At 63.8% G+C, this 21488-nt stretch carries 19 protein-coding genes; 2 read left to right on the top strand and 17 right to left on the bottom strand.

Annotation, left to right across the window (positions count from 1 at the left end):
* Positions 1 to 84 precede the first annotated feature (84 nt).
* From HF916_RS18410 to HF916_RS18350, 13 genes are all read right to left on the bottom strand, one after another.
* Positions 85 to 2349 (bottom strand): ATP-dependent DNA helicase, encoded by a 2265-nt coding sequence (locus HF916_RS18410; protein WP_168790294.1) that lies wholly within the window; start codon positions 2347 to 2349, stop codon positions 85 to 87.
* Positions 2346 to 4148, bottom strand: a complete 1803-nt coding sequence (locus HF916_RS18405) for a VRR-NUC domain-containing protein (protein ID WP_168790293.1) — start codon at positions 4146 to 4148, stop codon at positions 2346 to 2348. The genes HF916_RS18410 and HF916_RS18405 overlap by 4 nt, the downstream gene beginning before the upstream one ends.
* An 83-nt stretch (positions 4149 to 4231) precedes the next feature.
* Positions 4232 to 5119, bottom strand: a complete 888-nt coding sequence (locus tag HF916_RS18400) for an MBL fold metallo-hydrolase (protein ID WP_168790292.1) — start codon at positions 5117 to 5119, stop codon at positions 4232 to 4234.
* Between the two features lie 234 nt (positions 5120 to 5353).
* Complete coding sequence (locus HF916_RS18395) at positions 5354 to 6769, bottom strand: MFS transporter (protein ID WP_168790291.1); 1416 nt, start codon at positions 6767 to 6769, stop codon at positions 5354 to 5356.
* A gap of 37 nt (positions 6770 to 6806) precedes the next feature.
* Positions 6807 to 7820 (bottom strand): succinylglutamate desuccinylase/aspartoacylase family protein, encoded by a 1014-nt coding sequence (locus tag HF916_RS18390; RefSeq protein WP_168790290.1) that lies wholly within the window; start codon positions 7818 to 7820, stop codon positions 6807 to 6809.
* Between the two features lie 156 nt (positions 7821 to 7976).
* On the bottom strand, positions 7977 to 8861 hold the full coding sequence (locus HF916_RS18385) for a LysR family transcriptional regulator (protein WP_168790289.1): 885 nt from the start codon (positions 8859 to 8861) through the stop codon (positions 7977 to 7979).
* A gap of 73 nt (positions 8862 to 8934) precedes the next feature.
* Positions 8935 to 9522 carry a LutC/YkgG family protein gene (locus HF916_RS18380; protein WP_168790288.1) on the bottom strand — a complete coding sequence of 196 codons (588 nt, stop codon included), beginning with the start codon at positions 9520 to 9522 and terminating at the stop codon, positions 8935 to 8937.
* Positions 9509 to 10903 carry a lactate utilization protein B gene (locus HF916_RS18375; protein ID WP_168790287.1) on the bottom strand — a complete coding sequence of 465 codons (1395 nt, stop codon included), beginning with the start codon at positions 10901 to 10903 and terminating at the stop codon, positions 9509 to 9511. The genes HF916_RS18380 and HF916_RS18375 overlap by 14 nt, the downstream gene beginning before the upstream one ends.
* Positions 10900 to 11643 (bottom strand): (Fe-S)-binding protein, encoded by a 744-nt coding sequence (locus HF916_RS18370; protein WP_168790286.1) that lies wholly within the window; start codon positions 11641 to 11643, stop codon positions 10900 to 10902. The genes HF916_RS18375 and HF916_RS18370 overlap by 4 nt, the downstream gene beginning before the upstream one ends.
* Before the next feature lie 313 nt (positions 11644 to 11956).
* Complete coding sequence (locus tag HF916_RS18365; RefSeq protein ID WP_168790285.1) at positions 11957 to 12703, bottom strand: FadR/GntR family transcriptional regulator; 747 nt, start codon at positions 12701 to 12703, stop codon at positions 11957 to 11959.
* 183 nt (positions 12704 to 12886) lie between these two features.
* Positions 12887 to 14668, bottom strand: a complete 1782-nt coding sequence (locus HF916_RS18360; RefSeq protein ID WP_168790284.1) for a S10 family peptidase — start codon at positions 14666 to 14668, stop codon at positions 12887 to 12889.
* A 187-nt stretch (positions 14669 to 14855) separates the two neighbouring features.
* Positions 14856 to 16034 (bottom strand): pyridoxal phosphate-dependent aminotransferase, encoded by a 1179-nt coding sequence (locus HF916_RS18355; protein ID WP_168790283.1) that lies wholly within the window; start codon positions 16032 to 16034, stop codon positions 14856 to 14858.
* Between the two features lie 138 nt (positions 16035 to 16172).
* Positions 16173 to 17654: an RNA polymerase factor sigma-54 gene (locus HF916_RS18350; RefSeq protein WP_168790282.1), complete on the bottom strand. Its 1482-nt coding sequence runs from the start codon at positions 17652 to 17654 to the stop codon at positions 16173 to 16175.
* 511 nt (positions 17655 to 18165) lie between these two features.
* Between HF916_RS18350 and HF916_RS18345 the strand changes: the two genes are divergently transcribed.
* Positions 18166 to 18507: a BON domain-containing protein gene (locus tag HF916_RS18345; protein WP_168790281.1), complete on the top strand. Its 342-nt coding sequence runs from the start codon at positions 18166 to 18168 to the stop codon at positions 18505 to 18507.
* Between the two features lie 193 nt (positions 18508 to 18700).
* Here HF916_RS18345 and HF916_RS18340 read toward each other — a convergent pair whose 3' ends face one another.
* The gene (locus tag HF916_RS18340; protein ID WP_168790280.1) at positions 18701 to 19153 is read right to left on the bottom strand and encodes a PA2169 family four-helix-bundle protein; all 453 of its coding nucleotides are present in this window, start codon (positions 19151 to 19153) and stop codon (positions 18701 to 18703) included.
* A 368-nt stretch (positions 19154 to 19521) separates the two neighbouring features.
* Here HF916_RS18340 and HF916_RS18335 point away from each other — a divergent pair, with 368 nt between their 5' ends.
* Entirely contained in the window at positions 19522 to 19764 is a 243-nt protein-coding gene (locus HF916_RS18335; RefSeq protein WP_168790279.1) for a hypothetical protein, read from the top strand.
* A gap of 108 nt (positions 19765 to 19872) precedes the next feature.
* Here the strand turns inward: HF916_RS18335 and HF916_RS18330 are convergent, their stop codons facing one another.
* The 3 genes from HF916_RS18330 to HF916_RS18320 form a co-directional block, all read right to left on the bottom strand.
* The gene (locus tag HF916_RS18330; RefSeq protein WP_168790278.1) at positions 19873 to 20454 is read right to left on the bottom strand and encodes a hypothetical protein; all 582 of its coding nucleotides are present in this window, start codon (positions 20452 to 20454) and stop codon (positions 19873 to 19875) included.
* 98 nt (positions 20455 to 20552) lie between these two features.
* On the bottom strand, positions 20553 to 20897 hold the full coding sequence (locus HF916_RS18325; protein WP_168790277.1) for a DUF1488 domain-containing protein: 345 nt from the start codon (positions 20895 to 20897) through the stop codon (positions 20553 to 20555).
* Entirely contained in the window at positions 20894 to 21457 is a 564-nt protein-coding gene (locus HF916_RS18320) for a DUF4142 domain-containing protein (RefSeq protein WP_168790276.1), read from the bottom strand. Before HF916_RS18320 ends, HF916_RS18325 begins: the two co-directional genes overlap by 4 nt.
* Between the last annotated feature and the right edge of the window lie 31 nt (positions 21458 to 21488).

Below are 21488 nucleotides of genomic sequence, written 5' to 3'. Positions count from 1 at the left end.
TGCCGCCACTGTGCCGGGCGGCGGTAGGCAGGTCGATTACCTGAGAGGTAAAGAGACACGCTGACGAAGCGCCGGGCTGCCCCGCTATTGCACGTCCCACCAGCGCGGCAGCAACCGCCGCACTTCCGGCCGCCGATAGCGGTCGTCGATCAGATGCACCACGCCCTGGTCCTGCTCCGTGCGGATCACGCGCCCTGCCGCCTGCACCACTTTCTGCAAGCCAGGGTACAGATACATGTAGTCGTAGCCGTTGCCGAACTTCGTCTCCATCGTGCGACGCATCTGTTCGTTGATCTCGTTCATCTGCGGCAAACCGAGCGTGGCGATGAACGCGCCGATCAATTGCCGGCCGACCAGGTCGACGCCTTCCGAAAACGCGCCGCCGAGCACCGCGAAGCCCACGCCCTGGTTCATGGTGCGAAAGCGCGCGAGAAACGCGTCGCGCGCCGTTTCGTCCATGCCGGGTTCCTGCGCCCAGACCGGCAAATCCGGATGCCGTTCGCGCATCAGCGCGACCACCCGCTGCAAATACTCGAAGCTGCTCAGAAAGCCCAGATAGTTGCCCGGCTGCGCCGCGTATTGCTTCGCGATCAGATCGACGATCGGCATGAGAGAACGCTCGCGGTCGCGCCAACGCGTCGATACGTTGCCGGCCACGCGCACTTGCAACTGCTCGGCGCGAAAGGGCCCTTCCACTTCGAGCCATTGGGTCTGTTCGGGCAGGCCCAGCGTGTCGCGATAGAAATGATGTGGGTTGAGCGTGCCGGAGAACATCACCGTGGTGCGCGCGGCCGCGTAGCGAGGCGCGAGAAACGGCGCGGGAATCACGTTGCGCACGCACAGCGTGGCATTCGTTTTGTCGCGCGGCGCGTAACGGTCTGTGGTGAGCGTGATATCGAAGATCGAATGCTCGCCGAACTGCTCGGCCAGCGCGACGAAATGCATCGCGTCGAAGAAAAAGCGCAGCGACGCTTCGTCGATGGAAAGCGGCGCTTCCGCCAGTTGATCCGTGACCGCGCCGATCAGATTCTGCGCGGCCGAGAGCAGTTTGCCGGGGACGTCGGCGTAGACCTGATAGGTCGCGGTCTGCGCGCGCTTGACGGCGTTCCACTCGCGTTGCAGCCGTTCAAGCGGCTTGCGCAAGGTGGCCGGCGCGGTCTTGCGCGCGAGCCGGAACGCCGCCTGATCGAGCGACGCGCTGTACATGCGCCGCGCGCGGTCGAGCAGATTGTGCGCCTCGTCGACCAGCACGCCCACGCGCCACTGGTTGATCTGCGTAAGCGCGTATAGCATCGCGCTGCTGTCGTAGTAGTAGTTGTAATCGCCGACCACCACGTCGGCCCAGCGCGCCAGTTCCTGCGCCAGATAGTACGGACAGACGTCGTTGGCGAGCGCCGCTTCGCGCACCGCCGCGCGGTCGAGGCGCGGACCGGCCAGCGCCGCGCTGCGGGCCGCGTCGAGCCGGTCGTAGAAACCGCGCGCGAGCGGACAGGATTCGCCATTGCAGGCTTTGTCGGGATGCTCGCAGGCTTTGTCGCGCGCGACCAGTTCGAGGGTTCTTAGCGGCAGACGCGTGGCGCCTTGATGGAGCGTTTCGATCGCGTCCAATGCCAGCGCGCGGCCGGGGGTCTTGGCGGTCAGAAAGAACATCCGGTCGATCTGGTCCGATGCGCAAGCCTTGAGCAAGGGAAAAATCGTCGCGAGCGTCTTGCCGATGCCGGTTGGCGCCTGCGCCATCAAAGGCTTGCCGTCGCGCGCCGCACGATACACCGACACCGCCAGTTCGCGCTGCCCACTGCGAAACTGCCCGTGCGGAAACTGCAGCGCGTCGAGCGCCGCGTTGCGTGCGGCCCGATGCGCCTCTTCCTGCACCGCCCAATCGAGAAACCGCTCGCATTGCTCGACGAAGAAAATCTCCAGCTCGCGCGCGGTATGCGTTTGCGTCAACAGCACCTCTTTCTGCGTGCCGATATCGAAGTACACCAACGCTACAGTCAGCTCCGTTAGCTCCCGCGTCCGGCACAGCAAATGTCCGTAGACGAGCGCCTGCGCCCAGTGCAGCGTGCGGTGATTGGCGGGCATGCGTTCGAGATCGCCGCGATGCGTCTTGACCTCTTCCAGCCGGTTCGCTTGCGGGTCGTAGCCGTCGGCGCGCCCGCGCACGGTCAGGCTGCGATGCGTGCCCGTCTGCGTGATTTCGGTTTCGTAGCCGCTCGCGCGCCGGCCGGCGACCGTCACGTGGCCCGCCATGCCTTCGAGCGAGGTCGGCGCCGGCGTGAAGCGCAGATCGAGATCGCCGCGCCTCGCGGTGAACTCGCACATCGCCCGTACGGCGACCACGTAGGTCATGCGGCGGCCTCGGCGGCTTTGGTGGTGGCCTCAGCGCCGGCCTCAGCGTCGACCTCGGTAGCAGCTTCAACCGCGCCACCACCTTCCGCGACTACAGCTTCATCGGCCCAGCGCACATCGAGCACGCGCACCGGCATTCCATGCTGCGCGCAATACGCAAGCCAGCGGATCTGATTGTCCTGCAAGCGGTCGCCTGGGCCTTTCACTTCGATCAACTCATAGCGGCGCTCAGCAGGCCAGAAGCGGATCAGATCCGGCAACCCGGAACGATTGCCACGAACATCGCGCAACAAGCGCTCGAACCACAACCTCAGATGAGCGGCCGGCAGACAGTCGAGCGCCAATGCAACGAGCTCTGGCGTGAGCAGCCCCCAGAACACGAACGGCGATTGCAGCCCTGCCTTGCCATGCAGATGCCGCAAAATCGTCTCGCGATAGACACCGCTGTCGAGTTGCGCGAGACACGCGGCGAAGTGCTCAGCGCGGCGCGCATGAAAATCCGGCGCGTGCAGATCGGCGGGACCGCGCTGCAACGGATGAAAAAACGCGCCGGGCAACGCCGCGAAAACCGGCTCCCAGCACAACAGCCCAAACAGTGAGTTGATCAACGCGTTCTCGACGTAATGCACCGGCGCGGTCTCGCACGTCAGATGATCGCGGGCGACGTATTCGACCGGCATCGGCGCCTCGGGTCGCGGCAACACAAGCATGTTGCGCTCGACCGGGCGAGCGGCGGGCATCCGCGCGACCGGTTCGCCGCGCTTGCGCTGCAAACGCGGCAGCATGCGCGCGATGCGTTGCGCCTCTTCTTCGCTTTCCGGCGCGGCGGCGGCTTGCGAGGCCAGCGCGAAGGCATCGTCGAAACGCTCGCTGCGTTCGAGCACGCGCATGCGCCGATGACGCGCGCCGGGCCACGCACAACGCTCATAAACGGCGAGCGCGGCCGACCAGTTCTGCCGACGCTCGCACAGGTAACCGATGCGGAACAACAGTTTCGCGCGCCGTGTTTCAAGCCAGGGGTTGGCAGTTTCAATGGCGGCGACCGTGGCGACGAGTTCGTCGACCGCGACCGCTTCGGTCTCGCCGCTGGGCAGCCATTCGAGCGCTTCACGGCATACGTGCAACGCGAGATAGACGTCGACGTCCGCGCGCTGCTGGAACGCGCGCGACGAAGGCGCGAACGCCACTTTCTCGTACTGGAACACACCGAGGTCGGCGAGCACGAACTCCGACCACTCCTGCTGCAAATTGCCGAAGAACATCAGACGCAAACGTTCGCAAAGCGGCGCGATCGCCACGTGAAAAACGCGGTCCTCAGTTCGACCGTGCCATGCCGAAAGCGGGCGCGCCGTGGCGTCTTCCTCGTCGCTCTCGCTTGCATAAAACGGGCGAAGTGTTTCCAGCAGATCCGGCTTGCGCAGGCTCCTTGCGCCCGGAATCAACGCGATGGCGTCCGCGAAAATCTCCATCAACTCGGCGCGCGTGGTGAGCGCGAACAGTTCGTCGAGTGTGAGGCCCGGTTCGGTGTCGACCCAGCCGAGCGCCGCGATCGGCGCGGCCGCCTGCGACGGGCAGCCGATCTCGTCGTAGGACAGGCGGCTCGCGCGGAACAGCGTGCCTTTGCGCATCAGCATGCGAACCAGCAGCGCGCGCGATGACTGCGGCAACGCGGCGAACTCGCGCAGGAACGCTTGCTCGTGCGCGTCGAACAGATCGTCGTAACGCTGCGCGAGCCACGCCAGGGCGCGCTCGAAGTTCAGCAGATAGTAGAGGGCGTAGGGAGAGGCAGTCGTTGCCACGGCACTTTCATGAAACCTGTATGTTTATACAGTGATGATAGCAAAATCCGTGGCGAGCCCGGCCAGATTGCCTTAAGGCAACGTCATGGCGCGACGTCGACATACTCCCATTCGAATCCGTCCGCGCCCCGCTTCACCCGCCCCGCCGATGTCTGCGGGAAATGCGCAGTAAAGAGTGACGCGTCGCGATCGGCCGCGTAGTTGAGCAACCAGTGCCGCGAGCTTCGCGCCGACGCCGCGTCGAGGCAGAACGTCGAGTTCCATTCCGGCCGGTAAACCTGGATGGGGTTATGCATCACATCGCCGGTAAAGAGCGCCTCTTCTCCGCGCGAGCGAATCGAAATCGACATATGTCCGGCGCTATGCCCCGGCGTGGGATGAAACACGATACCTTCGCGCCATGTGCCACCCTCGGCAGGAATCGTCACCGCCTGGCCAGATTCGATCACCGGCACGACGCTGTCTTCGAAGACCATGCGGCGGCTGTCGCCCGCCGGGGTCGCGAAGAAATCCTGCTCCGCTTGCGGAAACACGTATTTCGCGTTCGGGAAAGTCGGCTGCCAGCGGCCATCGAGCCACTGCGTATTCCAGCCGACGTGGTCCGCGTGCAGATGAGTGAGCAGCACCTCGTCCACCTGCGTGGGCAGGATGCCCGCGTCGGCGAGACGCTCCAGGTACGGGTTGTTCAGTTGATGGAACAGCTTGCTGAACGGCCTCTCCTTGAAATTGCCGATGCCGGTATCGATCAGCACGGTCAGGCCGTCCATCTGCACGACCCAGGTGTGCACGCTCAGCGTCACTTCGTTGCGTTCGAGATCGAGACTTGCCGTCGACAGACGGCGGCTCAATTCATCGGCTGCGGACGGCGCCCATTCGGGATAAAGCACGGCGGGCGCCAACGGAAAGCAGGTTTCGCTGACGCGGGTAATGCGCGCGTCGCCTACCCGGTGCGTAAGAACCTCGGTCGGCATGATGTGACTCCGTGAAAAGTGCGGCGGCAGCGAATGGATGGGTTATGTCACGCTGCCGCGATGAATGGCTTCACTATCGCAAATCCGTGGCTTGCCGGCCAATGCCGTTTTCTGCGCGTGGCGATGCCTTGCGGGCATCGGTATGTGAGCTGCGTCATGCTCCGATTCACTCGGGCGCCGCCACGCAAGCCGCACCATGCTCCGGTTCACGCAGACATCGCCACGCAAACTGCGTCATGCACGAGCCAACACGGGCGTCCGGCGAGCGGCCACGCCGTACAGCAGCGCGCTGAGCGCGGCCGCCACGCCGCCGACGCACGCCAGCGCCACACCCAAACCGGCGCTCTGCCCGCCGAGCCGCTCATTGATAAAGCCGACCGCGAACGGTCCGACTCCGCCGCTGATCGCGTTGGTGAGAAACACCAGCAAAGCAATCGAACGTCCGCGCATACGATTCGGAATCGCGATCTGGATCGGCACCGGCGCCAACGCCATCGCGACACTCGCCGCAAACGCGCATGCGCCATACAGGACCACGGCGATATGCACGTCGCCGACGAGCGGCATCGCAACGGCGGCCGGCACCAGCAACACGGCCGCCGACGCTGACAGCGCCAGCACCTTGCGCACGGCGGCGGCATCGCTGACGCGCCCGGCCAGCCAGCCCGCGCTCAGCACACCGAGTATGCCGCCGAACATATAGGCTGGCGCCGCCATCTGTCCGACTTCGCGCGGCGTCAGATGAAAATGACGGATCAGCAGCGTCGGAAACCACGCCGCGTGCGAGTAGAACAGCGTGATCAGCGCGACGTAGGCGGCGAAGTACGGGAGACAGAAGCGGTTCTTCACGAACAGTTCGCGCAGCACGTCTTTCAGCGGCGGCGTACTGTCCTGCGCGGCCTCGGCTACGAAAGCGACTGATGACGCATGGTCAGTCGAAACGACACCACGCGCGGCCGGCTCGGCGGCGGTCGCCCCAAGTGCGGGCGACAAACCACGCCGTTGCGGCTCCCGCACCGACAACGCGACGATCGCCGCAAGCGCCAGCCCCGGCAATCCGACCGCGACGAACACCGCCTGCCATCCGTTCAAGCCGGTGCCCGCGAGCCACGCAGCGCCCGCGCCGTGCTCGATCGAACCGAGCAGCATGCCGCCGCCGAACAGCGCGACGCCACCGCCGATGTACGGTCCAAGCATGAACACGCTGCTTGCCCGCGTGACTTTGCGCGGCGGATACAGATCGCTGAAGATCGACAGCGCCGCAGGGCTCAAGCCCGCTTCCGCGATAGCCGTCCCCGCGCGCGCCGCCAGCAACTCGCCGAAATTGTGCGCAAAGCCGCACAGCGCCGTGGAGACGGCCCAGATCGCCACGCACACGGCGATCAGACGCACGCGATTGGAACGGTCGATCAACCGCGCGATGAACACGCCCGCCGTCGCGTAGCACAGCGTGAACGAAAACCCTTGCAGCAAGCCGATTTGCGTATCGGTGAGCGCCAGCGTTTCCTTGATCGGTTGCACGAGAATGCTCACGATCTGCCGGTCGAGATACGAAAACGCAAAGCAGACAAAGAACAGGACGACGACGTAGCTGTGCCCACGGCGCGTATCGGCGTCGTCGGCACCGGACACGGTGGTGACTACATTCATGGCGAATCTCCGGCTGGCTTCGGTTCAAGCGACTGGGTCATTGCCATTGCGCATCCGCGGCCAGCACGGCGATACAGTCGCCCGGCTCGACGCGTGCGAATGAACGCATGCACACCACCACACCGTCGCCCGCAAAACGGATTTCCTGCGGTTCGCTCCACGGCGCGTACGGATCGAATACCCTTGCGGCCAACTGATCCTTTTTGACCTGATCGCCGAGCGCGAACACCGGTTCGGCCACGCCCGCCCGCGAGGCAAACACGTAGTGCCGCGCGCCGTCCACTTTCAACCAGCGTGTGTCGTGCCGTGGCGCCGGCGGACGATCGTCAGGCGTGACACCTAGCGTATGCAGCACGCGCCGCAGACCGTCCTCGACGATCGCGACGCCGTCGGGATCGCAGGCCGCATAGCCGCCGAATTCACCGCTCAAAAACAGCTTGCCGTGCCGTTCGACGGCCGCGCCATACGTGCGGTCCTCGCCGAGCAGATCCATGAGCATGGTTTGCGGCGCGGCAAACGCCTGCACCAGCCGCCGGTATTCGGCACGACGCGACGCGTCGGCTGGGGGCGCCGCGAGCAAGGTCGGCAGATGATTGAACGACGCGCCGCCCGCGTGCAGATCGATCACCACGTCGGCGCGCGGAAACAGTTCGGTATCCGTATAATGCGCGATCATTTCGGTGATGTGGCCGTTGCGCGCGCCGGGGAAAACGCGGTTCAGATTGCCCTTGTCGATCGGCGAGGTGCGCGAGCCGTTGATAAAAGCCGGGAAATTCAGCGCCGGCACGACGATCAGCCGGCCTTTGATCGACATCGAGGGCATGCGCCGGATCAGTTTCATCAACGCGACGGGCCCTTCGTATTCGTCGCCGTGATTGCCGCCTGTGAGTAACACCGTGGGACCGTCACAGCCCTTGAGCACGGCGATCGGAATCGGAATGTGCCCGTACGCCGAGCGATCGTGCGAATACGGCACGCGCAACGTGCCGTTCTGCAGACCGTGGCGCTCGTAGTCGATGTCGGTGGAAATCAGTGATGATGTGGACGGCATGGTTGTCTCCCGATAAGAAAGCGGGCCACGGCGCCGTCGTCGGATGACGCGCCGTAGTCGTGCATTCAATATCGTCGAGGCAAAAAACCAGCGCCAATGCCGATTTTTAGGGAAGCCGATGCCTTGAAGGCATCGCGGCGAGGCATCGCCAGCCGTTCAATTCTGCGCCTTGAGCAAGGCGATGAACTGCGCGAGCGCGGGATTGCGGTGCTGCTCGTGATACGCAAAATGAAGCGGCAGCGCGATCGACAGATCGGACAGCGCGAGGAATTGCACCAGCGCCGGCGGCCGCTCGCGATTGGCCGAGTTGACGATCGCCGCGCCCACACCCGCCGAGACCAACGAGAGAATCGCGGCTTCCGTCGACACTTCCTGCACGACGTCGAGCGTCAAACCGGCGCGCTCGCACGCGCCGATCAGGCGGTCGTAGTACGCGGGATAGACACGCCGTGGAAACGTGATGAAGGGCTTGCCGGCCAGTTGCGCGGCGCGCACGCTCTTGCGCCGGCCGAACGACCATGCGACCGGCGCCGCCAGCACGACGCCGTTTTCGAGCAAGGGCAAGCTGACGAACTGCTCGGGCAGCGCGCCGAAGTGATAGATAAAGCCGCCGTCGAGTTGGCCCGCGTCGATCGCGCCCAGTTGCTCGGGCGTGTTCATCGGCGTGAGTTCGATGCCGACCTGAGGCGCCGCCTGCTGGAATGCTTGCAGCGCGTTCGGCACGAGGCCGCCCCAGACCGCGTTTTCGACGAACCCCATGCGCACATGGCCGGACACGCCCGCCGCGATCCGTTGCGCGACGCGCGCGGCTGACTCGACCTGCTTCAGAATGCCACGCGCCTCGCGCAGATAGGCGTCGCCCGCCAGCGTCAGCTTGAGGCCGCGCGGCGTGCGCTCGAATAGCGCGACGCCCAAGGTTTCCTCGAGGTCCTGGATTTGCCGCGAAATGGCCGGCTGGGTCACATGAAGCTGCTCGGAGGCGCCGCGCACGCTCGCGTGTTCCGCAACGGCGACGAAGTATCGGAGATGCCGGAGTTCCATGTCAGCAGAGTGGCAGGCTTATCGAACGGGATGCCGCATTGTGCCATTCGATCGTGCCGCCGCTACTGCATTTTCATTGCGCCGCCAGCCACACCACCGTCAACGAACGCACGCCTTGCGCGCCGCGAATCAGCACGCCCTCGATATCCGCCGTCGCCGAAGGTCCGGTGACGAGCGCCGCGTAACGCGCGTCGCGGAAATCGTCGCGCCGGTACACGTCCTGCAAGCCGTCGATCAATTGCGCCGGATCGAGCAGCACGACCAGATGCTGCACGATGTAGCCCAACGCGTTGACCACGTACTCGCGTTCGCTGAACCACACCGAGCCGGTTTCGGCGACGCCGAAACGTGCCCGCACCAAGCCCACGTCGATGTCCTGCAACGATGCGGGTTCCGTGTCGGCGGTGAGCGCGCGCGTGCCCGGCACTTCAGCGGTCGCCGAAGCCACCGATGCGTCAGCGCCAAACCGCTCGCGAATCAGCCCACTCACGTCGGTCGCGGACGTGGCTTCGACGCAGGTGCCGCCCATCGCCTGCAAGGCCGCCGTGAAGCGCGCGCGCAGATCGCCACCCGCCGCGTCGAAGAGCGGCACCTCGGGCCGTGGCCGCGACGGTGGCTGTGCCTGCCGCACCTTGTCGAGAAACGCTTCACGCGTTGCCATTGCCGTCTCCGCGATTCTTCTTGTACCAGGCGTGGAAGGTCAGCTTCGGCGCCTCCGGCAACTCGCGCTGCTTGCCCCAGATGTTGAGCGGGTTATACAGCACGAAATTCGGCAGCCGCCGCAGCGCGCTGCTCATCGACGACACTGTCGCGCGATACAAGGTCGGGCTCGCCAGCAGCCGCCCCGCCATTTTCAGCACTTCCTGCTTCACGAACGGCACTTCATGGCGCTCGGCGATGACCGTGCGCCATTTGTAGATCTGCTCGTGAATATTGATCTTCACGGGACACACGTTGGTGCAACTGCCATTGAGCGTCGACGCGAACGGCAACGCGCTATAGCGCTTCAGATCGAAAGTCGGATTGATGATCGCGCCGATCGGCCCCGAGTACGTGCCGCCATACGACAGCCCGCCGCTGCGCCGATACACGGGACACGTATTCATACACGCGCCGCAGCGAATGCATTTGAGCGAATACCAGAAGTCCTCCATCGCAAGCCGCTCCGAGCGGCCGTGATCGACGAGGATGAAATGCATCTCCGTGCCCGGACGCGGCGCGCGGAAATGCGAGGTGTACTGCGTGATCGGCGAGCCGAGCGCGCTGCGCGACAACATGCGGATGAACACGCCGAGGTCCGACACTTTCGGAATCAGCTTCTCAATTCCGATCGACGCGATATGCAAAGGCGGCACATTCGCCGACAGATCCGCATTGCCTTCGTTCGTACACACCACGACCGTGCCGGTCTCTGCCACCGCGAAATTGCAGCCGGTCATGCCGGCGGTTTTCTCGCGCACAAAGTACGGCCGCGTATTCATCCGCTGACTTTCCGCGAGGTAGTGGATGTCACTGTTCTTCGGATCGGTGCCGATGGTACGGCCGAACAGTTCGGCGACATCGGCGCGCAGTTTATGGACCGCCGGCACCACCATATGGCTCGGATCCTGATGATCGAGTTGCTGGATGCGTTCGCCCAGATCCGTTTCCATCACCGAGATGCCGCGCGGTTCGAGATACTCGCGCATCTTGCATTCGTCGGTGAGCATCGACTTGCTTTTGACGAGCGTGGTCATGCCGCGCTCCGACATGATCTGGTGCACGAGCGCGTTGTGTTCTTCGGCGGTGGCGGCCCAATGGACCGTCACGCCGTTCGCCTCCGCCGCCGCCGCGAACTGTTCGAGATACGCGGACAGATTCGACAGCGTGTGTTCCTTGATACCCGACGCGAGTTCACGCATCGTCTCCCATTCGGCAATGCCGTGCGCCTGCACATCGCGCTTCTCACGCAAATCCCACAGGCGTTTGTCATGAAACGCCACATGCTCGGTCTTGTCGATGAAAGCGCCCGCGGCTTTCGCGTGATCGATCCGGTTGCTCATGCGCGTGCTCCATTGAGAACCTGCGCGATATGGATGAAGCGCGCGTCGGCTTTCATGCGTTCCGCGCAGCCTTGCTGATGCATGAGGCACGACATGTCGCCCGAGACGATGTATTCGGCGCCCGCGTTCAGATGATCGCGTACCTTGTCCTGCCCCATGCGCACCGACACCGGCTCTTCGGTAACGGAGAACGTGCCGCCGAAACCGCAGCATTCGTCGGGCCGCACCGGCCTGACGAACTCGATGCCCTTCACGCCTTCGAGTAAGGTGCGCGGCTTCGAAAACGGCGTGCCCGCCACTTCCGAAATCGAGGCTTCTTTCAGATGCCGCAACGCGCTGCAACTGTTGTGCAATCCCACGCGATGCGGAAACTCCGCCCACGGAAATTCACGCGCGCCGACCACGTCGTGTAGAAACTCCACGAGCTCGTAGGCGTTCGCGCGGACCTTCTTCACTTCGTCGGTTTGTTCGAGCGCGGTCAGATGCTCGCGCACGTGATGAATGCAACTCGCCGACGGCCCGACGATGTAGTCATAACCCGCGAAGTTGCGCGCAAACACACGCTCGGTGCCGGCGGCCTCGGCATGCGCGCCGCTGTTGGCCATCGGCTGGCCGCAGCAGGTTTGCTCCTGCGGATAGTCGACCTCGATGCCGAAGCGTTCGAGCAATTCGAGCGTGGCGATCCCCACTTCGGGATAGAACGCGTCGATGAAGCACGGGATGAACAGGGCGACTTTCATAAGCTCTTTGAAAGAAAAAAGCGCAGCCGGCGATTCGCCTACTCTACTGCGGAATCGCATGGGGGAACCAGTTTGGCGTCGTGCCGCCATGGCTCGATTGACCGGGTTTTCGCCGCGTCAGTCAGACTGGTAAGGTTGGTCTGACCAAGAATATAAGGAAGTTGCGAAACGGTGTCAATCGCGGGATGGCAGGGATGCCGCGTCGCGCGCAGGCATCCGCGACAATGAATTAGAACTGAAGGGGATTAAAAGCGAAGAGTTGAAACCGCAAAGACACGGCCGCCTGGTTAGCGCCCAGACAACATTCACGCAATCACGAAACCACGCTCGACGAAGGCTTCGCCGCGTCTTCCTTGTACATCTCACGCACGAAGGTCAAATGACGCTCGGCGGCCTTGCGCGCCTTTTGCGCGTCGCGTGCCATGACGGCGTCGTAGATGGCCTGATGCTGGCTCATCAACTGCTTTTCCATCGCGTCGTCGTAATCGATCAGCCGATGGTACTGGCGCATGCCCTCGCGAATCAGCGTATGGATGCCGTGCATCACGTGCGCGAGCGCGATGTTGTGCGTGGAGTCGGCGATCGCGAGATGAAACGCGGCGTCCAGTTCCGCGAGGTTCACGCGATCCTGCGACTGCGAGCCGGCCTTCAATGCCTCGAACGCCACGCTGATCTTTTTCAGGTCGGCGGCCGTGGCGCGCTCCGCGGCATACACCGTCGAAATCGATTCGAGCCCTTGACGCAACTCCAGAATATCGGCACTGGTGCGCGGATTCTGCAGCAGCAACTCGGCGAGCGGCTTGGAGATGATCGGCGCCGTGACATCGACCACCGTAAAACCGCCCCGCCCCGACGTCTCGATGTAGCCGTCCGCCTCCAGCCGAATCAGCGCTTCCCGCAACGACGGCCGCGACACGCCGAGTTGCGTCGCCAGATCGCGTTCCGCCGGCAAGCGGTCGCCGGGCATCAGCGTGCCGTCCGAGATCAGTTGCTTGATCTGGTCGGACACCACGTCGGACAGCCGTTTGCGCGTGAAGGACTGGATCGGGAGAAATGGCATGGGCAGCGGTAAGTGAAGCCGGTTGAGCGAGCGGTTTTGAGGCGGTGGATAAGCGTCCAGGCACGATACGTTGCAACGTCGCGGTCATGCCACGACGTTGCAACGAATTATACCGTTCAACGGAACACGCCGAATCCGGCTATCGGGCAAGCCCCGACCGCGTTGCGAGTTGTTCGGAACCGGCTAGCGCGCACCCGCCGCATAGAAACTCGCCAGATCGCGCTTGAGCGTGTGCAATGCCGCGTCGTCGAGATAGATCATGTGACCGGTCGGATAGTAGGCGATTCGCACATTGGCGCGCAGCGGGCCGTCCACGCCCAGATGCGCGAGCGCATATTCGGTCGCGTAGAACGGCGTGGCCAGATCAAAATAGCCGTTCACCGACATCACGCGCAATTGCGGATTCTGCCGCATCGCTTCAGCCAGATCGCCGGCTGCATACGGTACGGGCAAATGCTCGCCCCACCATTCGCGATGCTTCCAGTCCCATTGGGTCAACGCTTCATCGTTGAACACGCGGTAGCGGTCGGCCGGCGTGAAGTGCAAGTCCTCAGCGAAATGCTGGTGCAGCGCCGCGTCGAAAGCACTCGACACGCTGCTCACCGAGGCGTCGTAATCGGGGCGCTCAGAGACGCTGTCGAAGTCGATGCCTTCGAAGCGCGCATCGTAACGGCCGATACTGCGCGCCTGATCGCGCAGCAATTCACTGCGATAGCGCGACGGATAAAGACGCAGCCGGCTACGCTTCACGTAGGCGACATCTAGCCCTGTGAATTGCGCGACGCGCGCGGCGATCGCGTCGCGCTCGGCGTCGGACAGCGCATCCCCTTGTGCGAGGGCTTGCGCATAGGGGCCGCGTGTGAACGCGCGCGCTTCATCGAGAAAAGCCGGCAGACTGGCCGGCTTCGGCACGATCTTGTCGTGATACCAGGCGATCGCCGCGAAGCTCGGCAGATAGCTTTCGCTTTTGAAATCCGAGCCTGCCGAAAACGCAGCCGAATCGAGCACCGACGACATCAGGATCACGCCGTTGAGCGCGATATTGTTCTGCCCCAACTGATACGCGAGCATCGCGGCGCGCGCGGTGCCATACGATTCGCCGAGCAGATATTTCGGCGAATTCCAGCGCTGGTTCACCGTCAGATAGCGGTCGATGAATTGCGAAAACGCGTCGACATCCTTGTCGACGCCCCAGAAGTCTTTGCCCGTGCCACGGCCGACGATTCTCGACAGACCCGCGCCGACGGCGTCGATGAATACGAGGTCGGTGCTGTCGAGCAGGCTGTCGGGATTGTCGGCGAGCGTATACGGTGCGGGCGGCGTGATATCGGGACTCGCGGTACGCGCTCGCTTCGGCCCGAACGATCCGATCATCAGAAAGACAGTGCCGGCGCCCGGCCCGCCGTTGAAAAGAAACGTAACGGGCCGCGCCTGCGGCGTTTTGCTGGCGACGGTGTAGGCAACGTAAAAGACGCTCGCGTTGGCCTGTCCTGTCTTGTCGCGCAGCAGCAGGTTGCCGGCGGTGGCCGTGTAGTCGATCTTGCGGCCATCGAGCCGGATCGAATGCTGCGTGACCGCCGAGGTTTCCGGCGGCACGGGGATCGCCGCCGGCTCCGGTTTCGCGTTGCGCTGCGCCGCGCTGCCCGACGCTTCGTTCTGCGCCGTTGCGCCCGGGCGCGGCTGCCGAGGTGTGCGTGTTGCGGCCGCGTGCGAATCCTGCTGCGGTTGGCCGTTCGGCTCCGCACGTTGTTTGGGCTGGCCGCTCACGACGCGAGGCGCGTCCGGCGCCCATGCCTCAGTATCGGCGCTTGCGGCGGCTTCCGGCGAGTCGTCTGGTTCAGCCGCCGCGCACATCGTGCTGAACGTGGCGAGCGCAACAAGCACGAGCGCCATCGCCACGAGCGCGGCCGCCATCGATCCTGCCATCAAGGATTGGCGCAACCAGAAGGTGTAGCGAAGGCCCATGGGGTTTCCAACCGAGAGTCGATAGGCGCCGATGTCCCGAAGGTCAAAGCTTAAGACGAACTCGGCGCTCGATTTTTGACGCAAGCATTTGCGGCGTCAATCGAAAACTGGCGACGACGCGGATTCCTCCCACGACGCATCGCCGCGTTACGCCAATCGAAAAGCAAACGAAACGTTGGCGAAAGACTCAACGACCCGGCAATGCGCCGACGAATGCAGCGATGCGCTCGCACGCGTCGATCAGACGCGCTTCGTCGACGACGAAACCCAGTCGCACGAAACCATTCGCCGTCTCGCCAAAGGCGCTCGCGTCGAGCAGCGACACGCCCTGTGCGCGGAACAGCTGCCAGGTGAAGTCGACCGTATCGAGGCCCGTGCCGCTCACATTGACCATCATGAACATGCCCGCCTCGGGCAACAGGCATCGCAAGCCCGGCACACGATGCAAACGCTCGAACACCACGTCGCGCCGGCGCCGGTAGATCTCACGCATCTCGGCGGCGATCTCGGCCTTGTGCTGCAACGCCGTCAATGCAGCCTGCTGGATGAAGCCGGGCAAGCCGTAGAGCATGGCAAGCGCGAGCCGCCCCATATGCTCGATCAGCTCCGTGGGCCCGATCGCCCAGCCCACGCGCCAACCCGCCATGGCATGCGATTTCGACAGGCTGCCGAGCGTCACGGTGCGCTCCGCCATGCCGGGCAGTGCGGCAATGCTCACGTGCTCGCGTTCGAACGTCAGCTCGGCGTAGACCTCGTCGGAGAGTACCCATAGGTCGTGCCGGCACGCGAGCCGCGCGATACGTTCGAGATCGGCGCGTTGCATCACCACGCCGGTCGGATTGCACGGCGTCGCGAAGAAGATGGCTTTGGTGCGCGACGTGACGGCGGCTTCGAGCGCATCGCAGTCGACGTGAAACGCCCGCGCCCGATCGACCGGCACCGTCACGAGCGTGGCGCCGGCCGCGCGCACGCAGGCCTCGTAGGTCAGATACATGGGCTCGGGGACGATCACTTCATCGCCCGCTTCCAGCAGACACAGCGACGCAGCGAACACGCCGTTCTGCGCCCCCGCGGTCAGGATCACGTTGGCGGCGCTCGCGGCGCAGCCGGTCATGCGCGTGTGTTCCGCGGCGATCGCCGCGCGCACCGGCTCGCGGCCGGACACCGCACTGTAGTGCGTATCGCCGCCGCGCAAGGCCTCGATTGCACGCTCGACGATCGGCGCGGGCGTCGCAAAGTCCGGATCGCCCACGCTCAGGACGATCACGTTTTCACCTCTCGCCTCCGCCTGTTGCGCGACGCGATGGATTTCCCACGCGGAGGTGCGCCGGCCCTGCAAGCGTTCGACCAGATTCGAGTACTTCATTGACTGCACCCCGTTTCCCATGGACCCGCCAATGTAAAGGGGCGCGCGCGAAACGTCCAGATACGAAAAAGCGCCACGCGGACGGACCGTCTCGCGTGGCGCTTGAGCGCTGCCCCGACTCTGCGGGGCGCGGCGCGTTTAAAGCTGGCGGCGCAACTCCGCCGGCGGCACCTTCATCAGATGCCGGTATTTCGCCACGGTGCGGCGCGCCACCAGCACGCCCTGATCGGCGAGCATCTTGGCGAGCGTCACGTCCGAAAGCGGATCGCGCGTGTTTTCCGCGGCGATCATTTCCTTGAGTAGCGCGCGCACCGCCGCGGCCGAACAGGTGCCGCCGCTTTCCGTGCCCAGTTCGCGCGGGAAGAAATGCTTGAATTCGAAAATACCGCGCGGCGTGGCCATATATTTGTTGCCGGTGGCCCGCGAGATGGTGGATTCGTGCAGGCCGAGTTCGTCGGCGACATCGCGCAGCACCATCGGCTTGAGCGCGATTTCGCCGTACTGGAAGAAGGCCTTCTGATGCGCGACGATGCACTCGGCCACGCGCTGAATCGTATCGAAGCGCTGCTGGGCATTGCGGATCAGCCAGCGTGCTTCCTGCAGTTGTTGCGCGAGCGGCGAGCGGCTTGCGCCGGCCGACTGCGCGAACAGTTCCGCATACATGCGATGGATGCGCGCGCGCGGCTGCACCGCCGGGTTGATCGTCACGACCCACTTGTTGCGGACCTGACGCACGATCACGTCCGGTACCACGTAGTTGTCTTCGGTGCGGCCGTAGCTGTTGCCCGGTTTCGGGTCGAGCTTGCGCACGAGCGCACAAGCCACCCGCAACTCTTCCGCACTGCAGCCGATCTGCTTTTGCAGTTCGGCCTGCTCGCGGCGCGCGAGCCGTTCCAGATGATGTTCGACGACTTGCCGCGCGACATCGCGCCCCGGCGTCTCAGCGGGCAAGGCATTCACCTGCAGCGACAGGCATTCGGACAACGAGCGCGCGCCCAGACCCGGGCGATCGAGCGACTGAACGAGACGCAGCGCCACCAGCAATTCTTCTTCGGTCAGTTCGGGTTCGAGATCGACGCTGTCCGCGAGATCGGAGAGTTCCTGACGCAGATAGCCGTCGTCGTCGAGCGCCTCGATGATGAAGCGCGCCACCGCGCGATCACGGTCGTCGAGTCGATAGAGGCGCAGCGAATCGTGCAGTTGCTCGCGCAAGGTCGGCTGCGAGCGCGCCCATTCGGCCGGGTCGCTGCTGTCCGAGTCGCCGTTCTGGCGCGTCGAACTGCGGCTGCTGTAGTCGCCGGAGAAGTCGCCCGGCATGTCGTCCTGGCCCGCGCTTTCCAGTGTATCGTTGGCGCCGGATTCAGCCGGCAGCGCATCGGGCTCGGCGGTGGCGACCGTGTCGGTGGCGGGCAGCGCGCCGCCGTCTTCGCCAGAGGTTGCGGTTGCTAGCGCCACGTCTTCCGTCTCCGACGAGTCGTACTCGAGGAACGGATTGGTGTCGAGCGCGGTGCGCAACTCCTGCTGGAACTCCAGAGACGACAACTGCAACAGACGCACCGATTGCTGAAGACGCGGCGTGAGTGCGAGAGACTGCCTTGTGCGTAGTTCAATGGAAGGCATTGTAGTGAGGTCCCGTTGATAGCCGAAAAATGGTGAATAGCCCGTCTAGAGCAACTGTCGTACCAACTCGCGCAACGCCCTGTTTTTTCTAGGCTTTGCGTTTTCAGGCCCGCCAATTGCGCAGGCCGCCGGGCGCCTTTTTTACAAGGACCCGGCAAATTCCGGTCCCTGCCGCCGCGAGCCGTCCCGCCTTGCGTCGATGCTTCGCGACGTCTTATTCCTCAGCCTAAATACCTGTGTCGTAACGGCTTTTCCGTGATGGCAGTCTTTTGCCGCCATGTCGGGCACACCGCTTGCGTCCTTGCACTATGTGGACGGACGCCGGTCTTTGCACGCGAAACGCAGAAGCAACACGGAAGCGAAACGCATGCACAGACCGTCGGCCGGTGTCGATAACGGGCCCTGACGGAACCGTAGCGGCAACGATCCCACGCGTGTCATCAGCGGTTTCGACCGCGATCGACCGCAGGCAACAAGACCGCAATTTTCATCAACACCCGAAGGAGAAACCATGAAGACCATCCAACTTCTGAAGACCGCAGGTAGCATCGCTTGTGTCGCTTTCGCACTGAACGCTACGAACGCCATGGCGCAGAGCAGCGCTCCGTCGGCGGCATCGGAAACCGTCGGCCAGCATGTCGACGACGGCGCCATCACCACTAAGGCCAAGGCGGATCTGCTGGCCGCGACGAACGTCAAGTCGACGCACATCCACGTGAAGACCCGCAAGGGCGTGGTGTGGCTCACGGGTACGGTGCCTTCCGCCGACGACAAGGCTGCGGCCGGGGAAGTCGTAGAGGCCGTGAAGGGTGTGTCGAGCGTGAAGAACCATCTGAAGATCGCCGCCGACTAAAATCGGCCGGTCTGTCCGGGAAGCGTCGGCCTCGGTTGGCGTTTCCCGGAACTCCTGCTTCAGGAAACACAAAAGCCATCCGCATTGCGGATGGCTTTTTTACGTGCGGCTCGGTATGGAATTGAGCCCGTTGCAATCGAGTACGGGCAACAAACAACCGGCGCCCTGTCGAGCGCCGATTGCTCACCTGCTCTTAACGCTTCGCCGCCGCATATTGATCGCGCAGATCACGCACGCGGTCATGATTCTGCAGCACGCCTTGATACTGCCGCTCGACGATCGCCCGCACATCCGCCGGCAACTCCTTTTCGAGTGCATCGTGATAGCGCTTCTTCGCGACGTCTTCGCCCTTCTCGCATTCGGCCAGAATTTCGTGGTCGCTGCGATCCGTCACGGCCGACTTCACGTCGACCCAGCCGCGATGCAGCGCGCCGCTCATGCTGCCGCCCGTTTCGGGCTTGCCACCCAGTCCTTGAACCACGTCCTGCAACTCGCGCGCGCCGCGCGTGCAGTCTTCGGCACGCGATAGAAACAGCGTTTTCAGCTGCGCGTCGTGCGCATCATCGGCTGCCTTGCGAAAGCCCTTCTCGCCATCCTTCGACGTCTCGACCAGATCGTTCAGCACGGAAACAACGTTCGTAGCCATTCAATACCTCCAAGGGTTTCGTTAGTCATGGAATCTGCCGCCGGAGATGGGTTGTCCTATTGCGAGGCGCTCGCCCTCCGACGATGGAGTTCATCGATCTATCCGCACGAGGCGTGCCCGGCGCACATCGCTATGGACGTTTGCGCGCTGCGTCGACGGGCACGTCCAATCTTGCCAACACGCGTAAATGTTGCCCGCCGCCACGCGTCGCGATTGCTGGCAAAGCCCCGCACAGCGGGCTTCCGGTCGATGGCACAGCGGTTGCTTAATACGCTCCGCCCCAGCACGCGTGCAACGCAACAACACACTGCAAGACGTGCCAATGCATTGAAAACAATAGGCAGCCAACAACGACAGGGAGTACCACCATGAAGATCAGAAGCGCAGAATTTCTGGCCGCCGTCGCGATCATCAGCTCGGCGGCCGTAATGCAGATTCGCGAACACGTGCTGGCGCAGGAAGCGCCGTCCTCGAATGCGCAGGCTACGTCGCCTTCGTGCGGCGTGACGCATGATGGATTCGTGCCGGCCGCTTGCGAGCCGACGCGCGACAAACGTCAGGTGGATCGCGCACCCCAGCCGCAACGTGATGCGCCGCAAATCTGGGTTTGAGCAGAGGTTTGCGTACTGCCAGACAGGCACAAAAAGACAGGCACAAAAGAACGGCCCGATTGATGTCGGGCCGTTCTGCTAATTACCGCAACGAAAACATTCAACGACTCAAGCGCTCTTCTCGCTGAACTCGCCGAGCGGCACCGGTTTTTTCAACGGATCGAAGTCAGCCCAGCGCCCCTGCTGCCAGCGTCCGCTCGCCCGCTCGATCGCCGAGCCGCCGGCTTCGCGCAGCACGCGCGCGGCATCGAACTGATTGTCCGGCGAGACGTGCACGGCGACCAGCACACCGGAATCGCGCGTCTCCTCATGGAATGCCGAACGATGGCCCGCGTGGCCGGCGTCGCGCGTACGGAACATCGCCCCGATCAGCGAGCCGACATACGCGCCGACACCCGCCGCTATCAACGATACGATGATCGGCGCGGAGAACGCCGCGAAGATCCCGACGCCCACCACGGCGCCGACTACCGCCCCGATCGTGACGCCCATGCCGGCACCTTTGGGCGCATCCTTCGCGCCGGCATCGGTGCCGGTGTCGCCGCCGATCGGATAACGCGCATGCTGACCGCGCGGATTGACGAAGAACAGCGTGACGTCTTCCTCGACGAAACCTGCGTTGAAGAGCTTTGCCGCCGCGTCTTCTGCGGCGGGAAAAGTCGTAAAGCGTGCTGCGACGATGAGTGACATGAGGCCTCCATGCATCGTTGGATAGCGTTTGCGGACCATGCCGCCGCATTTCGCCGCGCCGCACAGCGCACGCGAGCGAGCGAGGGCACGCGCCGGCACTACGCCGTGGTGCCGCGATCCGGTTCCATGCCTTCCACTCGGAACAGTCCGCTATGCAACACTACGCCTTCACCGTCGTTCTGGTCGAGTGCTTCCGCGCAAACCGAACGGATACGTTGACGGCCTTTGTCGAAGGCCGACATCAGTGTGGCTTCCAGGGCGGAATCGGCGCCGAAATGATCCTCGAGCGCCTCGGCGGTAATCGTGCATACGACCGGATCGCCGTCCACCCGCGCCATAAAGCGCACGGTCAGATTCGCTCCGTCGAAGACCGGCTTGTCGTCGGAAAAAGTGATCTGCATAAGGGAATCCTCATAGGCCGGCCGCGGCAGGATCGCGTTCATGGCGAACCCTTCATTGCGCCGGCGAGTTGCTGCGCCATCGCGAGATGATGTTTGATGGTCGGCAGCGCATGCTGGGCCGCCGCCTTGAGTTGCGCATCGGTGCCGCTGGTGCTTTCCTGCTGGAACAGATCGACCGCTCGCTGATGCGCTTCCACCCCGACCTGCTCGACGTAGGCCTGATCGAATTCCTTGCCCTTGAGCGTCTGGAGTTTGCCGACCAGCGCGGAATCCGCCGACGGCGTCGAGGTGAAGCCCTTCTGCGAGACGAGCGCCGCCATCGCGTGCGACAGTTTCGTGTGATCCGTAATCATCTGCTGCGCGAATTTCTTCACATGCGGATCGCTGGAATTCTTCAGCGCGACCTTGCTGGCCGCGATTTCGGTGGCGTCGGACTGCGAGGCGTCCTGCACGAATTGCTGATCGGCGGGCGAAAGCTTCGTGCCGCTGACCGGCGCATCGCTCGCCGGGGCGTCGCTCGCTTGCGCGTAGACCATGCCGATGGACGCCGCGCTCAAACTCACCGCGACAGTCATGGCTTGTAGGGAATACCGGAATTTCATGCACTTTCTCCCAGGTCGACGGATACATCGA

The organism is Paraburkholderia aromaticivorans, assembly GCF_012689525.1.
Lineage (GTDB): Bacteria > Pseudomonadota > Gammaproteobacteria > Burkholderiales > Burkholderiaceae > Paraburkholderia > Paraburkholderia aromaticivorans_A.
The sequence above is the reverse complement of the archived record's forward strand: the minus strand, read 5'-3'. Positions and strand labels throughout refer to the sequence as shown.